We start from the raw sequence: 18003 nt of genomic DNA, 5'->3' as shown, positions 1-18003 counted from the left end.
CAATCCGCCGCGTCGATTTCGAGCCCCGGTTTGGTAGTCGCTACAAGCGGCCGATCGTTGTCAGCGCTCTGATGGATTGAAGGCTTGTCGTGCCCGCTAACGCGGTCTGGGAAATCAACGTGAGACTTTGGACAAGGCTCCGTAGACACCCAGGAGCCGCACGCACCGCCGATTCGACGTTGAATGTCGGCGTCTTTCATTCATGGCGCCTCGGGATGAACAACTTGTTCCAGCTCGTCGGCGCACGCACCGATGACGGCGGCCGGCAGCACGTCGTCGCCGGCCGGGGTGGGTGGGCGTAGCGCCGCGACGCGATGCCGCACGGAGTCCGCATGTGCGGCGGCGATTTCCGGCTCGTCGGCGGCCAGAGCTGCGGCGGCGTCAGCCAGCTCGCTGGTCGCGGCTCGCAGCGATTCCGCGAGCGGTTCGGCGACGCAGTTGAGGGTGCGCGCCAACTGCAACACCGAGCTGCCGAACAGCGCTATGTGCGAAGCCTGGTGATCGGCGACGCGGACCGCCTTGCGCATTGGCCAGCGACGCGGGCAGACGTACGCTAATTGCCTTGCGGTGCCGCGAGCTTCGACAAGCCGGGCCAGCTGTCGGTGGAGCCGGTCAGCCGCGGAGGGCGTCCAGCTTTGGTCCGGCGACGACGAATTGCTGTTGCGGCCAACGACTTTCCCGAGAATGTCTTCGACGGCGGTCAATACATCACCGCGAGCATCGTGCAGCACGGCCAGCGGATTCTTGGGGAAGAGCAGGATGCTGAACACTACCGCCAAGCCCCCGCCGATCAGCGCGTCATACAGCCGTTCCACACCCAGCCCGGTGTGCGGGAATGCCATGATCAGGATTGCCGAAATCACACTCTGGTTGACGAACATGGTCCTTTGGGTAGCGAAACTCTGCGCAATGAACACCGCCAGGGTCAGCGAAAACAGCACGGCCGCACCCATTCCGAGCGTCCCGGTGCCGAGCACAGCCAGCACGGCGGTGCCCACCCCGATCCCCACCGTCACACCGATAATCATCTCTACGGCCAGTTCCGCCCGTACCAGGTTGGTCATCCATAGACACACCGCCGCGGAGATCGGCGCGAAGAAGGGCTCCTTGTGCCCGAGCACATCGTGGGCGAGGTACCAGGCGAGCGAGGCGGCGATTGTGGTCTGCGCGATCGGCCACAAACCTCGACGCAATCGACGCGCGGCGGCCCCGGTGAACATACCCGGGACGTTACGGCGGTGTGAGGTTGTCATACTTCGCTTCTCCATCACGAAGTGTCCAGTCAGTGCGATCGCGTGACTACGGAGTCGGTTCCGATGTTTCTCGTCCCAGTTTTGGGGACGACTACAAACGCGCCCCTAATGCTCAGCAAAGATGGCCGGCTTCATGCGAGGACGCTTCACCACGGTTCTGGCCGTTCGCCCGCGGCCGCCGACAAAGTGCGCACGATGATGGACAAAGTCAGCGCGCTGAGCTGAGATCTGGACCCGGCACGGAATCACCGCAGCTTCTGCGCGAATTCGATGACGTTGCCGTCCGGATCGGCGATGTGGAGCGTCCTTTCGCGCCATGGCCGATCCACCGGACCGCTGAGAATGTCGACACCGAGCCGCTTCAATCGCTCCGCTTCCTGGTCTACGTCGTCGATCAGGAAGCCGATCTCGGCGCATGGCGCAGTGCCGCCTTCGCGGCCGATCAGCTCAGGCAGCTTCGAGCGTTCGAAAAGCGAGAACTTGGTGTTGAGCATCTCGAATTCGACGTAGCCGTCGCCCTCGATGCGCACCTCGAGCCCGATCACGTCGCGGTAGAACTCGACCGACCGCTCGAGTGACCCGACATATTGGATGACGTAGTCAATGCGACGCATGCAATTCACCGTATCGGTTCGAACCGACGGACTTCGCGAATTCACACGTGCATCGACGAAAGCTCGAGGACCCACCACACCTCGGTGAGCACCTCGGTGTCCCGCAGGCTGGCACCGGTCAGTTCTTCGAAGCGTGCAAGCCGATAGCGCACGGTGTTCTGATGGACGAATAACCTTGCCGCCGTGCGCTCCACGTGCATCCCGCAGGCCAGGTAGGTGCGAAGCGTCGCAACCAGATCGCGGCTCGAACCGCTTGCGGACAGTGGCTGCAAGTAGCGCTTGCGCAGCAATTCGCCGACATCGGCGTCCATTGCCACAGCTGTGCGCAGACCCAGCGTGGCGATGTCGTAGGCACCGCGCAGGCCACAGGCCTCCGCCGTCACCAGTGCTCGGGCCGCCATCCGGTAGGACTCGTTCAACCGCAGCAGCGGTCTGGGCGGCCCGAAACCCACGACGCCCTCGACCTGGCGCGGCGGCTCGATCAAGAAACCAGCGAGGTCGCCGTCCACGAGGGCACACAAACCAGGCCGGCCCTGCGCCGGGTCCTGAAAACCGAGTGCCTGCTCCATCCGGAACTGAGGTCCGTCGTCACCGAGCCGGGCGCGGACAGCGACATACTCCGCATCGGTATCCAGGCCGTACACCTCGGCGTGCATCCGCAACTCGGCGGCAGGCAGCGCACCCAACAATGCGCCCCGGACAAAAGCGGCCCGACTTTCGTCTGCCGCGAGCGCCAGCGCCAGCTCCGCTCGCCGATGCGCTCTGGCAGTCGTGACCATGGCGACATCGGACCAGGCCAATACCGACTGGACGAACTCCAGCACCGACGAGTCGTCGACGCCCACATCTTGTGCCGCCTCACGCGCGCACCCCACGACAACCTCGACACCGATGCGCCACGCGCGCAGCATGTCGTCGACAAATATGCCATCGCGCGCCCGCGCCTCACCGATCGCGGCAAGCTCGACAAGCTCTCTCTCGTCCAGGGCTGCGCAGGCGCACCGTAAGACCCGCTCGACCTCCAGCCTTACCTCGGCATCGAGGGCCTCGCCGGGAATCGCGCGATACGCCGGCACCCTGGCCGCGACGGCCTCGCGGACACGGCCGGCAACGTCGGCATGCTCGTCGAGCAACGCGCCGACCAGGACGGCCCAGGTCGTGCCGGCGTCGGGTCGGACTGGTTGGTAGCGTCGCGGCTTGGGCGACCCGGGCAGTGCGGATATAGAGCGCAAGCTCGCGAGAGTCTCTCCGCCGCTTTCCTCTACGCTGTCCGCGCCATTTATAGAATGATCGAAACGCTGCATCACAGCGTCCGGCTCTTGGTCAAGGTGGTGCGTGTGTCAGCGGCGCCCACCGAGTCGCGGTACAGGATGCACCGGCTCTTGGTCATGATCTCTCCTGAGTGGAATTGGCCTCGCGGCCTGTGGATGCGTCGCTTCGAAGCACATTCAGTCTCGCGTGACGTCGCCGAGGGTGTCCAAGACGCAATTCCGACCGCGTGATAGGCACGGCCGATTACGCGGGGTATTGGTCGTCAGCTGATGGCAGGAACGACCGGCTTGTGCAGTACGTCTTCGATGCCGGCGTTCTGCGCGGCCTGCACGAAGGCACGGGTCAGCACGGAGCCGGGCTCGACGGCAGTGGTGACCAGCGCGATCAACGCGGTAACCGACGGGTTTTCCAGCCGCAGGATGTGCGCTCCGGCGGGCGGGCGCAGTGCGTGAATCCAGGTCTGCGGGATGATGCTTGCCCAGTGCCCGGTGCTGACGTGTGCGAGCAGCGTCGCCACGGAATCGGTTTCGAGCTGCGGTGTCACCGCAAGCTTTTGTGCGGCCAGCGCATCGTCGATGAGTTTGCGGCCACGCATGCCCTGATTCAGCAGGCACATGGGCAGTTCCAGCGCGTCGGACCAGTCGATGGTCTCAGCTTGGCCGATGAGCAACTCGCCGCCGGCGATAAGAACCTGCTGTTCCCGGTAGAGCGGAGTGACCACAAGGTCGGCGGTGTCTCGGCCGTGCGGGTAGATGACCCCGGCCTCCAAGTCGAATTGACGTACTCTGTCTACGATTTCACTCGATCGCAGACTCGCTTCCAGCCGTACCCGCACCAGCGGGTGCGCGGCACAGAACGGATCGGTAAGCAGCGCAACGATGCTCGAGGCAGCCGGGACCACCCCGAGGCGCAGCTCACCGGTGAGACCGGTCTGCAGTGCCGTGACTTCGTGTTTGAGCGCATCGTGGTCGGCCAGGATCCGCCGTGCCCAATGCACGAGTCGCTCGCCTTCGGGGGTCAGGCCTTCGAATTTTTTCCCGCGCCGGACGAGCGGGACCTTCAGCTCGTGTTCGAGCTTGCGGATGGCTTCCGACAGCGCCGGCTGCGACACGTAGCAAGCGCTGGCGGCACGGGCGAAGTGACGCTCGCGAGCCAGCGCTACGAAGTATTCGAGCTGCCGGAACTGCATGATTACAGCGTCTCGTCCAGTTCGCCGAGCCGGTCGGTCAATCGCAGATTCTCGGAGTAGTCCACCGGGCAGGAGATCACCGACACGCCGTCGTCGTCCAGCGCGGCCTTCAGCGTCGGCAACAGCTCCTCGGCGCGATTGATCCGATATCCCTTGGCGCCAAAGCTTTCCGCGTAGCCCACCACGTCCGGATTGCCGAACTTCACGTAGTAGTGGTCACCCAGTTCGAGGTCCATCTTCCATTCGATGAGGCCGTAGCCGCCGTCCTCCCAAATCAGCACCACCAGCGGTATCCGCTCGCGCACAGCGGTCTCGATCTCCTGCGAGTTCATCAGGAAGGCACCGTCGCCCACCACGGCCAGCACCTTGGCGTCCGGCCTGGCCAGCTTGACACCCAGCGCGCCGGGCAACGCAAAACCCATGGTGGACAACCCGTTTGAAACCAGGCAGGTGTTATGCACGTAGGTCGGATACAGCCGGGCCATCCACATCTTGGTGGCGCCGGTGTCCACCAGCACGACGTCGCTGCGGCCCAGGGCGGCGCGAGTATCGGCCACCACCCGCGCGGGGGCCAGCGGGTACCGCGAATCCTGTTGTCCCCGAGCGAATTCCTCGGCAAGCAGACCGGAGCCCGGGATGACTTCCTCACCGCCGAAGCGGTGTCCGGCGAGCGCTTCGGTGAGCGCGTCCAGCGAGGCGCTGATGTCGCCGATGATCCCGACGTCGACCGGATAGTGCAGGTCGACCTCGGCCGGGAAGCGATGAATGTGAATGACCTTCTTGTCGGAGTTCGGATTGATCCGGACCGGGTCGAATTCCTGTAGCTCGTAGCCGACCGCGATGATCACGTCGGCGTTGTCGAACCCGAAGTTGACATAGTCGTGGCGCATGAACCCTAGGGTCCCGATCGTGTTGGGGTGGTCGTCGGGCATGACGCCCTTGCCGTGGAAGGTGTTGGCGACCGGGATACCGAGCTCTTCGGAAAAGCGGACCAGGGCCGCGGTGGCGTCGCCGCGGGCGGCGCCGTGCCCGGCCAGCGCCACGGGGCACTTCGCCTCGCGCAGAATGTCGACGGCCCGCGCCACCTGACGGAACGCCGGCGCGTCGGCGCGAACGACGTTGCGCGGCAACGGTGCCAGCTCGGGATAGTCGGCCTCGTCGGTGTCGATGTGCTCCGGCACGGCCAAGTACACCGCCGCCGGGCGTTCGGCCTCGGCGACCTTGAACGCCTTGCGGAACATCTCCGGTATGGCCTGCACGGTCGGGACGCCGGCCGCCCAGCGGGTGATCGGTGCGTACATCGACACGAGGTCGACGTACTGATGCGATTCTTTGAACTCGCGATCGTGCCCGACTTGCGCGGAGATCGCGACCATGGGGGTGCTGTTGGTGGTGGCGTCGGCCACGCCGAGCTGCATGTTGATCGCGCCCGGGCCCAAGGTGGCCGACACCACCGCGGCGCGACCGGTCACCCGACCGTACATCTCCGCCATGAACGCCGCCGCCTGCTCGTGCCGGGTCAGCACATAGCGGATGTCCGAGGATGCCAGCGCCTGCACGAAGCGGATGTTCTCCTCGCCGGGCAGCCCGAATACGACGGAGACCCCCTCGTTTTCCAGGCACTTCACCATCAACTGAGCGGCTGTAGTCACACCGGCCACGATAGTGGCAGGCTGGGCTGGAAACCTTCCGCTTAGACAAGCAGCAGAGGATGTCACCGTGCCCATCGCCACGATCAACCCGGCCACCGGCGAAACCGTCAAGACCTTCAACCCCGCGACCGACCAAGAAGTCGAAGCGGCGATAGCCCGCGCCTACGAGCGGTTCCTCGACTACCGCCGCAACACCACCTTCGCCCAGCGTGCCGAGTGGGCCAATGCCACCGCCGACCTGCTGGAGGCCGAGGCCGAGCAGACCGCCGCCATGATGACCCTGGAGATGGGTAAGACACTGGCCTCGGCCAAGGCCGAAGCGATCAAGTGCGCCAAGGGTTTTCGCTACTACGCCGAGCACGCCGAGCAGCTGCTCGCCGACGAGCCGGCTGACGCGGGGAAAGTCGGCGCCAAAAAGGCCTACACCCGGTACCAGCCGATGGGGGTGGTGCTGGCGGTGATGCCGTGGAACTTCCCGCTGTGGCAGGCCGTCCGGTTCGCGGCGCCGGCGCTGATGGCCGGCAACGTGGGCATTCTCAAGCACGCGTCGAACGTCCCGCAGTGCGCGCTGTATCTGGCCGACGTCATTGCCCGCGGCGGCTTTCCGGAGGGCTGCTTCCAGACGCTGCTCGTTCCGTCCAGCGCCGTCGAGACCATCCTGCGCGACCCGCGGGTCGCGGCCGCCACGCTCACCGGCAGCGAGCCCGCCGGCCAATCGGTGGGTGCCATCGCCGGCGACGAGATCAAGCCCACCGTTCTCGAGCTCGGCGGCAGCGACCCGTTCATCGTGATGCCGTCGGCAGACCTCGACGAGGCGGTCAAGACAGCGGTCACCGCCCGGGTGCAGAACAACGGCCAGTCCTGCATCGCCGCCAAGCGATTCATCGTGCACGCCGACGTCTACGACGCGTTCGTCGACAAGTTCGTCGAGCGAATGGCGGCATTGCGGGTCGGCGACCCGACCGACCCGGACACCGACGTCGGTCCGCTGGCCACCGAATCGGGCCGCGATGAGATCGCCAAACAAGTCGAGGACGCCGCCGCCGCCGGCGCGGTGATCCGTTGCGGAGGTGAGCGTCCCGAGCGGCCTGGCTGGTTCTACCCGCCGACGGTGATCACCGACATCACCAAGGACATGGCGCTCTACACTGAGGAGGTCTTCGGCCCCGTCGCCTCCGTTTACCGGGCCGCCGACGCCGACGAAGCCATCGAGATCGCGAACGCCACCACCTTCGGGCTGGGGTCCAATGCCTGGACCAATGACGAGGCCGAGCAGCAGCAATTCATCGACGGCATCGAGGCCGGCCAGGTCTTCATCAACGGTATGACGGTGTCCTACCCCGAGTTGCCGTTCGGCGGCGTCAAGCGCTCCGGCTATGGCCGCGAACTCGCCGGTCTCGGCATCCGCGAGTTCTGCAATGCCAAGACCGTCTGGGTCGGGTAACGGTTCCCTCGCGAGCAGACGCAGAATCGCACAAAACTTCATTGTTTTGTGCGATTTTGCGTCTGCTCGCCACCCTTAAACGGCGGCCAGCGCCCTGGCGTCCTCGTCGGCGAAGGTGTCTTCCAGTTGCACCGGCGAGTAGTCCAGGTCGATCTCCTCGAGTGGCCGCCCGCGGGCGCTGGAGATCGTGCCGAAGCGCCGCATGCCCTTGTCGGTGGAGTACTGCAGGAACTCGTCTTCCGACAGGTCGAACGGCTTGGGGTCGTCGTAGAGGGCGAAGCCGTCCTGGACCAGGCCCAGCCCCAGCGGGATGAGTTCGTTCATGCGTGTTTCGAAGACCGTCCAGTTGGCATCGTCGGCGGCGACATGGCGCCGGCAGGTGAAGGTGCCCCAGGCCATGTGGCGTCGCTCGTCGTCGCCGATATGCCGGATCAGCTGTTGCATGCCCGGCAGAATCCCGCGTTCCACGCAGACCTTGTTCCAGGCGTAATAGCCGGTCAGCGCCAGCATGCCCTCGACGATGTGGTTATAGGTGACCGACGCGCGAACCTGAGCGGCCGGTGACGGATCGGTCGACAACGCGCTGAGGCACTCCGGCAGCTCGTCGTAGAAGATCTGCCGGTAGGAGGGCAGCTCGTCGAGATAGCTGTGCAGGTCCTCGGTGACGCCGATGGCGTCGAGCCACATGCGGAACACCTGAACGTGCTTGGCCTCCTCGAACGCGAACTGCGTCAGATACATTTCGTCGCCGAGGCGCCCCTCGGCCCGCATCGCCGACATGAACGGCTGAATGTCCTCGGTCACCGATTCCTCGCCGGCCACGAATTGGGCACACAACCGGATGGCGTAGTCACGTTCGATGTCGGTCAGCCGCTCCCAGTCCGCCCGGTCGCGGGAGAAGTCGATGTCGGCCGGATTCCAGAACTTCGCGTTACCACCGGCAAACAGCTTCAGCGGCAGGCTTTCCCAGTTCAGGCCACCCGCCTCGAGCGAGCCCAGACGTGTGCGATTCATGTTGACCTCCTCAGATCATTTCAGGGCTAATAGGTTGCGGGACAGGCGAATACGCAGTAGCCAGCACCGCGACCAGCCTGCGCACGGCCAGCGCGGGCTGGTCGGGCGAGGGCTCGTCGAGCCCGAGAACCGGGTCCAGGCCGCGCATATACGGCGCCAGCGCCAGGTGCGGGAAGATCAGCAGCAGCAGCGAAAGCAGTGCGTCGGTGTCGGAATCCGACCGCAGGTCGCCGCGGACCTGCGCGTCGCGCACCAGGGGCCGCAACACTTCGAGGTAGTGGCGATGGATGACGGACCGCACACTGATACGGGCATCGGTGTCGACCTCGAGGCTCGCCGCCGCATGCAGGGCGCGCTCGCGCGGATGGTCGGCGAAATAAGCGACCCAGTCGTCCAGCAGGTCGGTGAGAAATTCGAAAAACGGCCTGCTCGGGTCGAGTTCGCGAATGCGGGCCTCCATGTAGGACCGCACGCGCTGGCTGCCGACGTCGGCGATGAACGCATACAGGTCACGCTTGTCCGCGAAGTACTGGAACAGGCTGCCTTTGGCGACGCCCGCGCGCCGCGCGATGACATTCAGGCTGCCTTGGGAAAAGCCATGCGCTCCGAATTCGGCTTCCGCGGCTTCCACAATGGCCGCTCGACGGGCCGGATCGACTCGTCCCCACGTCACCGTCGGCATGGCGCCTCCTAGCAGGAATGACCACTGGTCATTCTACGGTGAGCTAGCTCACAGTCAAGGAGCTCCGCGTCGGCGCTGGGCGTTGGGAGTGAAGCCACGGCGTTGGGAGTGAAGCCACGGCGTTGGGAAGCCACGGCGTTGGGAGTGAAGCCACGGCGTTGGGAGTGAAGCCAGGGCGGGATCTGGGCGATTTGGCCGCCCTGGATACACAGCCAAAGCCGTGAATTCACAGCCAACGCCCTCATTACACACTCGACGCAAAACGAGTCCGGGGAGTCCGGCGTCTCCCGAGATCCCGGGGCCCGAGACGCAACGCCAAATCAGCCCGAAGCCCGGGCCTACGGACGCATGGCATACGCCCCGTTGATGGGCAGCACGTGCTCCTTCCACACCTGGTCGTAGCGGGCGGGATCGTTGACCGGGCGGCGGACCATCCGCATCGCGAAACGGGCCTGCTCGTCCGTCGTCGCGGCCTTGTCGTGCAGTTCGACGGCATAGGTGTTGAAGTCTCGCACCAGCAGCGCGAAGATCTCGTCGATCAGCGGCTCATCCACACTGCGGAGCGGGGCTTCCTCGAGAATCAGTTGCGCGTAGGGCACCAGGGCGAAGATCTGTCCAACGCCGAAGGCGAAGTCGATGTCTTTCTGTTGCGCCGCATCCGGTGTCGCGGCGGCCAGCATCTCGGCCAGCACGTCGATCTGGTCTCGCAGCAGCGCCACGTTAGGCAGATGGGCGTAGCTGTCAAACGGCGCGCGCCAGTCGTGGAAGCGGACCTTGCCCAGGCCTCCCGTCGGCCCTTGGGCGAACAGGAACGAGTCGTCGGTCGCGTCGTCACGGCGGGGGATCAGCGGCAGCGCGGTGTCGGGGGCGAACAGGAAGTTGGGCATGAACTTGGCCAGCAGCCCGATGTTGATGTGGACGGTTCCTTCCAGCCTCGGCAGCAGTCCGATCTCGCGGGCCACGGTGTCGAAGAAGGTGTCCTTCTCCACGCCCTTGGCGGCGATGACATCCCACAGCGCGATGATGACCCGCTCGCCCTCGCTGGTGATCTTGGCCTTGGTGAGCGGGCTGTACAGCAGGTAGCGGCGGTCGTTCGCCGATGCGCTGCGCATGTAGTCCGACGCCCGGCTGGCGACCAGCCGCATGGCCACCAAGCGCACGTAGGCGTCGGTGAGCAGCCGTCGCACGTGGGTGAAGTCGGTGACGACGGTGCCGTAGAGATGACGATTGGCCGCGTGGGTGACCGCTTCGTACATGGCGTGCGTGCACATCCCGATGGCGCCCCAACCCAGGTTGTACTTGCAGACGTTGACGGTGTTGAGGGCGGCGTGGAACGCCCCGATGCCGCGATGCAGCAGATCGGCCTCGGTCACCGGGTAGTCGCGCAGGGCGTAGTTCGCCACGTAGTTCTGCGAGTTGACGACGTTCTTGATCAGGTCGTAGCGGTCGTGCTGCGAGTCGGCGGCGAAGAACACGTACTCGTCCTTCTCCGGGGAGTCGCCGGCGATCTTGCCGAACGTGGAGACCATCCGGGCCACGTTGGCGTTGCCGATGTAGTACTTCTCGCCGTTGGCCGTCCACCCGTGTTCCGACGGGGTCAGGATCATGTCGGTCTGGTAGACGTCGGCGCCGTGGGTCTGCTCGGACAGGCCGAAGGCGAACACCTCGCCCTGCTCCAGCTGTGCGGCGGCCTTACGCTTCGCATCTTCGTTGTCGCTCATCCAGATCGGGCCCAGGCCCAGGGCGGTCACCTGGAAGGGGTACCAGTAGTTCAACCCGTAGAAGCCGAGGATCTCGGCGAACTCGCTGATCCGATAGGTGTCCCAACGGCAATCGGCGGCACCGTACTCGGTCGGCGTCAGCAGCGAGGCGAACAGCCGCTCCCGTCCGACATGGTCGAGGAACTCCGAGTACCAGACGCGCTCGTGGTCGTCGTGCTTCAGTCGCGCCTTTCCGCGGGACTCGAAAAAGTCCACCGTCGCGGCCATGATCTCTCCCGAGCGCGAGTCCGGGTATTTGCGTTGCAAGCGGTTGGGATTGAGCAGCATGAGGGGAACGTACTGCAAACACCTCAGTTCGAGAACCTTCTAAATATGGGGAGCAGCGACCTAGCATCGGTTACGTGTCACAACCCGGAATTGCCTCAGAACTGAACACCGCTCGCGGACCCATCGATACCGCCGATCTCGGCGTCACGCTCATGCATGAGCACGTGTTCATCATGACCACTGAAATCGCGCTGAACTATCCCGAAGCCTGGGGCGACGAAGAAAAGCGGGTGGCTGACGCCGTCACGCGGCTCAACGAGCTGAAGGCCCGCGGCGTGGACACCATCGTCGACCTGACCGTGATCGGCTTGGGCCGCTATATCCCGCGCATCGCGAAGGTGGCCGCGGCCACCGAGCTGAACATCGTCGTCGCCACCGGCTTGTATACCTACAACGACGTCCCGTTCTGCTTCCACTACATGGGTCCCGGCGCGCAGCTGGGCGGCCCCGAGATCATGACGGACATGTTCGTCCGCGACATCGAGCAGGGCATCGCGGACACCGGCATCAAGGCCGGAATCCTCAAGTGCGCCACCGACGAACCCGGCATCACCCCCGGTGTCGAAAGGGTGCTGCGCGCGGTCGCCCAGGCGCACAAACGCACCGGTGTGCCGATCTCCACGCACACCCATGCGGGCCTGCGCCGAGGGCTCGAGCAGCAGCGCATCTTCGAAGAGGAGGGCGTTGACTTGAGCCGGGTGATCATCGGCCACTCGGGTGACAGCACCGACGTCGGCTATCTCGAGGAACTCATCGCCGCCGGCTCCTACCTGGGGATGGACCGGTTCGGCATCGACGTGATCCTGCCGTTCGAGGAGCGGGTCAACATCGTGGCGACGATGTGCGAGCGCGGGCACGCCGACAAGATGGTGCTCTCCCACGACGCCAATTGCTACTTCGACGCTCTGCCCGAGGAGATGCTCGCGGTGGCCGCGCCCAACTGGCATTACCTGCACATCCACAACGACGTGATCCCCGCGCTCAAGCAGCGCGGCGTCACCGACGAGCAACTGCACACCATGCTCGTGGACAACCCCCGACGCATCTTCGAGCGCCAGGGCGCCTATCAGTGACGGCGCCCGTCCCGCCGATCGGCGCGCAGATCTCGGCCCTGGCCCGACTTGCTCCCGACGAACCGGCGGTCAGCAGCGACGGACGCACGATCACCCGCGCCGAGCTGGACACCTCGACCAACCGGCTGGCGCGGGCCTACGCCGAGCGTGGGGTCGGCACCGGCGACTACGTGACCATCGCGCTGCCCAACTCCGTCGAGTGGGTGCAGGCCGCGGTGGCGTGCTGGAAGCTGGGGGCGGTGCCGCAGCCGCTGTCCCCACGATTGCCGGACGCGGAGTTCGAGGGTCTGCTGCAACTCAAGCCCCGCGCCCTGCTGGTCGGCCGGTCCAGCCCCGGAATCCCCAGCGTCCCAGCGGATTTCGTGCCAGATCCGAACCTGTCCGATGCCCCGCTACCGGAAGCGGTGTCGCCGTGCTGGAAGTCGCTGGCGTCGGGAGGCAGCACGGGCCGGCCCAAGCTCATCGAGGCCGGCGGCGACAGCCGGGTCCCACCGGCCATCGGTTATCCGCTGGGCGCGCAGGAGGGCGACACCACGCTGGTGCCGGTGCCGCTGAGCCACAACACCGGCTGCACCACAGCGGTGATCGCGTTGCTGATGCGCCACCACCTGGTGCTGATGCGCCGGTTCGACCCGCACGAGTTCCTGCGGCTGATCACCGACTATCGGGTCACTTTCCTGACCACTGTCCCGACGATCATGCAGCGGGTGCTGCCGGTGTACCACGACGATCCGGAGTCCTATGACCTGTCGTCGATCCGGCGGTTCTGGCACCTGGGAGCGCCCTGCCCGCCGGCGGTCAAGCAGGCGTGGATCGATCTGCTGGGCCCCGACGTGGTGTGGGAACTGTACGGCGGCACCGAATTACAGGCGCTGACCTTCATCTCCGGCGGCCAGTGGCTGGCCCACCGCGGCTCGGTCGGCAAGGTGGTCGCCGGTGAGATGAAGGTGCTCGACGACGACGGCCGGGAGTGCCCGCCCGGCGTGGTCGGCGAAATCTACATGCGCCCCGGCCCAGGCAGCGCGCCCACCTACCACTACGTCGGCGTCAACGCCAAAACCCGCGACGGCTGGGACTCCTTGGGAGACTTGGGTTACTTCGACGACGACGGGTTTCTGTACCTGTCGGACCGCCGGGTGGACATGTTCACCGTCGGCGGGCGCAACGTCTACCCCGCCGAGATCGAGGGCGCGCTGTCGGCCCACCCGGACGTGCTGTCCTGTCTGGTCGTCGGGGTACCGGACCCGAACGACGGCGATCTGGGCCAAGTGCCGTACGCGCTGGTGCACACCGCCGACGGGTCCGCACTGGACGCCGCCGCGGTTCAGCAGTTTCTGCGCGAACGTATCGAGACGCACAAGGTGCCCCGGATGGTCGAATTCGTCAGCAACCCTCTGCGCGACGACGCCGGCAAGGCGCGGCGGTCAGCAGTGCGGGATGAGATCATCGCGCGGTTGCGATCTGGTGAAGTTCGTCGACGACGGTGAGTCGCGGAATCGCAAGCATGGGTGTTGGATTGAGACTATATTTCTCAGCAATTTCTGGCCCGAGTCGTTCGCGACGCAAGGCCGCCGGGAACAACCATGAGCGGGGAGGCTGGTGGCGAAATGCCCACACACACCGTTGATTACGCCGGCCTCAGCGATACCGGCCGTCAACGAACCAGCAACCAGGACCGCTGGGGTGTCAACGCCGAGCAGGGCCTGTTCATAGTCGCCGACGGCGTTGCCTCCAGCAGCCACGGCGACCGCGCCGCCGAAATGGTGGTCGACTTGCTGCCGCAATACCTGCAACGCCACCTCGACTCCGTCGGCCTGGACGACCCGACCGCTCCCGAGCGGTTCGGCGCCGCGATCGCCGACATCTCGAACAACCTGCGCACCAGCGGCGACAACGACCCCGGGCTGGCCGGAGCCAGCACCACGGTGGTGGCTCTGGTCGTCTCCGGTCTGCGAGCCTTGGTCGGCCATCTGGGCGACAGCCGCGGCTACCTGTACCGCAACCAGCAATTGCACCGCCTGACTCGCGACCACAGCCTGGTCCAGGCGCTGGTCGACGCGGGGGAAGTCGAACCGCAGAATGCCCGCGAGCATCCGTCGCGCAGCGTCATCACGCGGCATGTGGGCATGGCTCCGCCCGCGCATCCCGACGTTTCCGCGGTCGATCTGCAGCCCGGCGACCGGGTCATGCTGTGCAGCGACGGCTTGCACGGAGTGGTCGACGATGTGTCGCTCGCCCAGATCCTGGGCTCCCAACGCAGTCCCCGCGATGCATGCGCGGCGCTGATCGAAGCAGCCAACAACGGTGGCGGGCCCGACAACATCACGACAATCGTCATCGACGTCGTCGGCCAATAGCACCGCCCGTCAGGGCGCGATGGCTTCCGCTTCCGGGTCGGTCACCGAGACATCGGCGGGGTGGGTGCGTTTCTCCCAGCGCCGCAACGCTTCCCGGCACGGCGACTCGACCAGGGCATAACTGACCGCCGCGATCGCGAAACCGAAAATTACCGTCAGCACCAGCACGGTGGGCATCCGCCCGGTGAACGGGAAGGTGCCGATCACAGGGAACACCATCGCCAGTGCGGCCAAGTGCCAGATGAAAAGGCCGTACGACCAACGCCCCAGGGTCACCATGACCGTCCTGCCCAGCAGTCGGTGCGACGTCTCGGGCCGGTCCAGCACCAACGGGGCCACGAGCGCGAACGCCACCAGCGAGCCCATCGCCGTCTTGACCGCGAATTGGACCGCGGTGCCCGGCACCAGCCCCTCGGGACCGGCCAGCGGGGAGGCCGCCACCAGGTAGGCCAGCACCGCGACGACGGCCATCGGCACCCGGCGGCGCGCCATTCGGTGCGGCCATCCGATCGGGCTGTAGGCCCACTCCGCCAGCAACATGCCCGCGGCGAACCAGGAGAAGAACGCCGGCGGCCAGTTCAGCGGGGTGATTCCCGGGCCGCCACTGAGCGGCACCCAGCCCCACGCCCAGCTGAGGGCGCCCAGAGCCGCAATTGCCGGTACCCGCGCGGCGACCGGAAGCCGGCGGGCAAGCAACGCCAGCACCGGCAGCGCCAGGTAGAAGGTGACCTCGACGGACAGACTCCACATCTGGGTCAGTCCGCCGGTGAGGGTCAGCGGCACGTAAATCTGGGTGAGCGTCAGGTTGGCCAGCCACACCGTCAGGCTGGCGTGGTCCGCGTCGGGCAGCAGGCTCAAAATCACCACGACCGCCACCAGATACGCCGGCATGATGCGGACCACCCGCGACCGCAAGTAATGGCCGGTCAGCGGCCGGGGCCCCAGATCGCGCGCGGCCGCGGCATGTCCGCGCCACAGCAGGAACCCGGACAGCGCGAAAAACACCGCGACGGCCAGATCGAAACGGCCGAACAACCGGCCGAACACGCCGCCGGAGTGGCCCGTCTGAAACGCGACGTGGGTGACGACGACGCCGATGGCGGCGCAGGCGCGCATTCCCTCCACGGCGGGCAGAAAGCTGCGGACCCCGCCGACCTGCTGGGCATCGCTCACCGTCCCAGTTTGCCCGTGCTGTGTCGCGCGACAATCGGGTACACCCGAATACGTAGTGACGCGGCGACGGGTTCGCACGGTATGGCCCAAGATTCTGCTGTTAGGGTCGAACGGGTTTGCCTCGCTGCTTGGTCAGGTCGGAGCGGGTCGCGACCGACGAGTCCAAAGGACCATTAGGAGGTCACAGCAACGTGAATCGGGCAGTCATGTTGCGATTCGGCGCATGCGGGATCATCGGACTCGGCGCCGCTCTGCTGATCGCGGCATTGCTGTTGTCGACGTACACGAGCAAACGGATCACCAAGATCCCGCTGAATGTCGACGCCACGCTGATCAGCAACGGCAGCGGCACGGCACTCGACGCGGCGTCCTTGTCGACTGACCACGTCGTCACGAACCAGAACGTGCAGCTGGTGTCGCAGCAGCAGATCACCGTCGAGAACCCGGCCAATGCCGACGTCGTGACCTTTCAGGCGGGTACTTCGGTGCGGCGCACCGACAGGCAAAAGGACAGCGGCTTGCTGCTGGCGATCGTCGACTTCGTCACGCTCAACCGCAAGACCGCGATGGCCGTGTCGAACCCCAGCGGATTCGTCCAGAAGCCACGCGCCTTCAACGACGACAATCCGCCGACCACCACGCCGCTGCCGCACACCGGGTTGTCGTACCGGTTTCCGTTCCACACCGAGAAGAAGACGTATCAATACTTCGACCCGATCGCGCAGAAGCCGTTCGACGCCACCTTCGAGGACGAAGAAGACGTCAACGGTTTGACCACATACCGCTTCAAGCAGAACGTCGGCTACAACGCCGCGGGCACGCTGACTGACCCCATCGAGTACCCGTCCCTGTTGACCAACAGGGAGGACGGCAAAATCACCACCTCCGCGAAGATGTGGGGGGTGGCCGGCGAGCCCGACGAACAGATCACGATGACCCGCTATTACGCCGCGCAGCGGACGTTCTGGGTGGACCCGGTGACGGGCACCATCGTCAAAAAGACCGAGCGCGCCAACCACTACTTCGCTCGCGACAAGATGAAGCCGGAACTGCGCCTGGCCGACTACACGGTCACCTTCACCGAAGACACCGTCGAATCCCAGGTCAACGCCGCCCGCGACGAGCGCGACCGGCTGGCGCTATGGTCGCGGGTGCTACCGATCACGTTCACCGCGGTCGGCTTGATCGCGCTGGTCGGCGGTGGATTGCTGGCTTCGTTCAGCCTGCGCACCGAAAGCGCGTTGATCGATCCGGGCCTGGACCGCGGCGACCACGACTACTACGGCCGCGGGCTCGACGAACCGGTGCCGGGTGCTGAGGCCGAGACGGAGAAATTGCCCACGCAGCACCCAGATCTGCATCCGGATCCCAGCCCCCCTGATCCCCGACCGCCCGATCCTCCGGAGTCGGGCGCCCCAACCGTGCAGGCCTAACGACGGGGTGACCGCAGTACTCCGCCAGGCTCAGTACTGGTCCCGGCCGGGCTACGCGCTGTTCCTCGCGCTGCTGGTGGTCGGGCCGGTGCTCGGGCCCGGATACCTGTTGCTGCGCGATGCGGTTTCCACTCCACGCTCGTACCTTTCCGACACGGCCCTGGGGTTGACGGCGGCGCCGCGGGCGACGCCGCAGGATTTCGCCGTTGCGCTTGCCTCGCACGTGCTCGACGGCGGCGTCGTGGTGAAGGCACTGCTGGTCTTGGGGTTGTGGCTGGCGGGCTGGGGTGCGGCGCGATTGGTCGCGGTGGCGCTGCCCGCGGCGGGCGTCGGTGGCCAGTTCGTCGCGATCACCCTGGCGATCTGGAATCCCTACGTCGCCGAACGGCTGCTGCAGGGTCACTGGAGCCTGCTGGTCGGCTACGGCTGCCTGCCCTGGGTCGCCGCGGCGATGCTGACGCTGCGCTCGGCGCCCCACGGGCCGCGGCGGGGGTTCTTCGAACTGGCCTTCTGGATCGCATTGGCGGGGCTGACTCCGACAGGGTTGCTGCTCGCCGCGACGGTGGCACTGGTCAGCGCGGCCGTTCACGCCGAGGGCCGGCCACGCTGGCTCTGCTCGGTAGCGGCTTTGAGCGCGGCGGTGGTGGCGGCGCTGCCCTGGCTCACCGCATCGGCGCTGGGCTCGTCGTTGCCGTCACATACGCCGGCGAACGCACTTGGGGTGACCGCCTTCGCACCTCGCGCCGCACCCCAGCCCGCCAGCCACAACCCCAAGACCAGCAGTGCCTTCACCACGACG

Annotated in this window: 14 protein-coding genes and 1 pseudogene; 6 read left to right on the top strand and 9 right to left on the bottom strand. The window is 66.0% G+C overall.

The window, feature by feature from the left end; all coding sequences use genetic code 11:
• Positions 1-200: 200 nt before the first annotated feature.
• From A5791_RS17215 to A5791_RS17190, 5 genes are all read right to left on the bottom strand, one after another.
• On the bottom strand, positions 201-1220 hold the full coding sequence (locus A5791_RS17215) for an aromatic acid exporter family protein (RefSeq protein WP_067239374.1): 1020 nt from the start codon (positions 1218-1220) through the stop codon (positions 201-203).
• 278 nt (positions 1221-1498) lie between these two features.
• Complete coding sequence (locus A5791_RS17210) at positions 1499-1867, bottom strand: VOC family protein (RefSeq protein ID WP_067239372.1); 369 nt, start codon at positions 1865-1867, stop codon at positions 1499-1501.
• Positions 1868-1908: 41 nt separating this feature from the next.
• Positions 1909-3171: a helix-turn-helix domain-containing protein gene (locus tag A5791_RS17205; RefSeq protein WP_082966985.1), complete on the bottom strand. Its 1263-nt coding sequence runs from the start codon at positions 3169-3171 to the stop codon at positions 1909-1911.
• Positions 3172-3401: 230 nt separating this feature from the next.
• Positions 3402-4328 carry a LysR family transcriptional regulator gene (locus A5791_RS17195; RefSeq protein ID WP_067239364.1) on the bottom strand — a complete coding sequence of 309 codons (927 nt, stop codon included), beginning with the start codon at positions 4326-4328 and terminating at the stop codon, positions 3402-3404.
• Between the two features lie 2 nt (positions 4329-4330).
• The gene (locus A5791_RS17190; RefSeq protein WP_067239363.1) at positions 4331-5980 is read right to left on the bottom strand and encodes an acetolactate synthase large subunit; all 1650 of its coding nucleotides are present in this window, start codon (positions 5978-5980) and stop codon (positions 4331-4333) included.
• Positions 5981-6047: 67 nt separating this feature from the next.
• Here A5791_RS17190 and A5791_RS17185 point away from each other — a divergent pair, with 67 nt between their 5' ends.
• A complete protein-coding gene (locus A5791_RS17185) occupies positions 6048-7424 on the top strand; it encodes an NADP-dependent succinic semialdehyde dehydrogenase (protein WP_067239361.1) in 1377 nt (458 codons plus the stop codon).
• A 75-nt stretch (positions 7425-7499) separates the two neighbouring features.
• Here the strand turns inward: A5791_RS17185 and A5791_RS17180 are convergent, their stop codons facing one another.
• The 3 genes from A5791_RS17180 to A5791_RS17170 all read right to left on the bottom strand — a co-directional run bounded on the left by A5791_RS17180 (position 7500) and on the right by A5791_RS17170 (position 11168).
• The gene (locus tag A5791_RS17180) at positions 7500-8438 is read right to left on the bottom strand and encodes a R2-like ligand-binding oxidase (RefSeq protein WP_067239358.1); all 939 of its coding nucleotides are present in this window, start codon (positions 8436-8438) and stop codon (positions 7500-7502) included.
• 10 nt (positions 8439-8448) lie between these two features.
• Positions 8449-9120, bottom strand: coding sequence for a TetR/AcrR family transcriptional regulator (locus tag A5791_RS17175; RefSeq protein ID WP_067239356.1), 672 nt, complete (start codon positions 9118-9120; stop codon positions 8449-8451).
• 338 nt (positions 9121-9458) lie between these two features.
• Positions 9459-11168, bottom strand: a complete 1710-nt coding sequence (locus A5791_RS17170) for an acyl-CoA dehydrogenase family protein (protein WP_067239353.1) — start codon at positions 11166-11168, stop codon at positions 9459-9461.
• 89 nt (positions 11169-11257) lie between these two features.
• Between A5791_RS17170 and A5791_RS17165 the strand changes: the two genes are divergently transcribed.
• The 3 genes from A5791_RS17165 to A5791_RS17155 all read left to right on the top strand — a co-directional run bounded on the left by A5791_RS17165 (position 11258) and on the right by A5791_RS17155 (position 14598).
• Complete coding sequence (locus A5791_RS17165) at positions 11258-12241, top strand: phosphotriesterase-related protein (protein WP_255397704.1); 984 nt, start codon at positions 11258-11260, stop codon at positions 12239-12241.
• A complete protein-coding gene (locus A5791_RS17160) occupies positions 12238-13728 on the top strand; it encodes an AMP-binding protein (RefSeq protein ID WP_067239350.1) in 1491 nt (496 codons plus the stop codon). The genes A5791_RS17165 and A5791_RS17160 overlap by 4 nt, the downstream gene beginning before the upstream one ends.
• 96 nt (positions 13729-13824) lie before the next feature.
• The gene (locus tag A5791_RS17155) at positions 13825-14598 is read left to right on the top strand and encodes a PP2C family serine/threonine-protein phosphatase (RefSeq protein ID WP_067239348.1); all 774 of its coding nucleotides are present in this window, start codon (positions 13825-13827) and stop codon (positions 14596-14598) included.
• Positions 14599-14607: 9 nt separating this feature from the next.
• Here A5791_RS17155 and A5791_RS17150 read toward each other — a convergent pair whose 3' ends face one another.
• Positions 14608-15714, bottom strand: coding sequence for an acyltransferase (locus A5791_RS17150; RefSeq protein ID WP_082966990.1), 1107 nt, complete (start codon positions 15712-15714; stop codon positions 14608-14610).
• Between the two features lie 248 nt (positions 15715-15962).
• Here A5791_RS17150 and A5791_RS17145 point away from each other — a divergent pair, with 248 nt between their 5' ends.
• Together A5791_RS17145 and A5791_RS17140 are read left to right on the top strand one after the other, a co-directional pair.
• Positions 15963-17204, top strand: coding sequence for a DUF3068 domain-containing protein (locus A5791_RS17145; RefSeq protein WP_197504714.1), 1242 nt, complete (start codon positions 15963-15965; stop codon positions 17202-17204).
• A gap of 7 nt (positions 17205-17211) precedes the next feature.
• Positions 17212-18003: pseudogene (locus A5791_RS17140) on the top strand (hypothetical protein); the annotation flags it as partial.

The organism is Mycobacterium sp. 852002-51163_SCH5372311 (assembly GCF_001667115.1).
Classification (GTDB): domain Bacteria; phylum Actinomycetota; class Actinomycetes; order Mycobacteriales; family Mycobacteriaceae; genus Mycobacterium.
The sequence above is the reverse complement of the archived record's forward strand: the minus strand, read 5'-3'. Positions and strand labels throughout refer to the sequence as shown.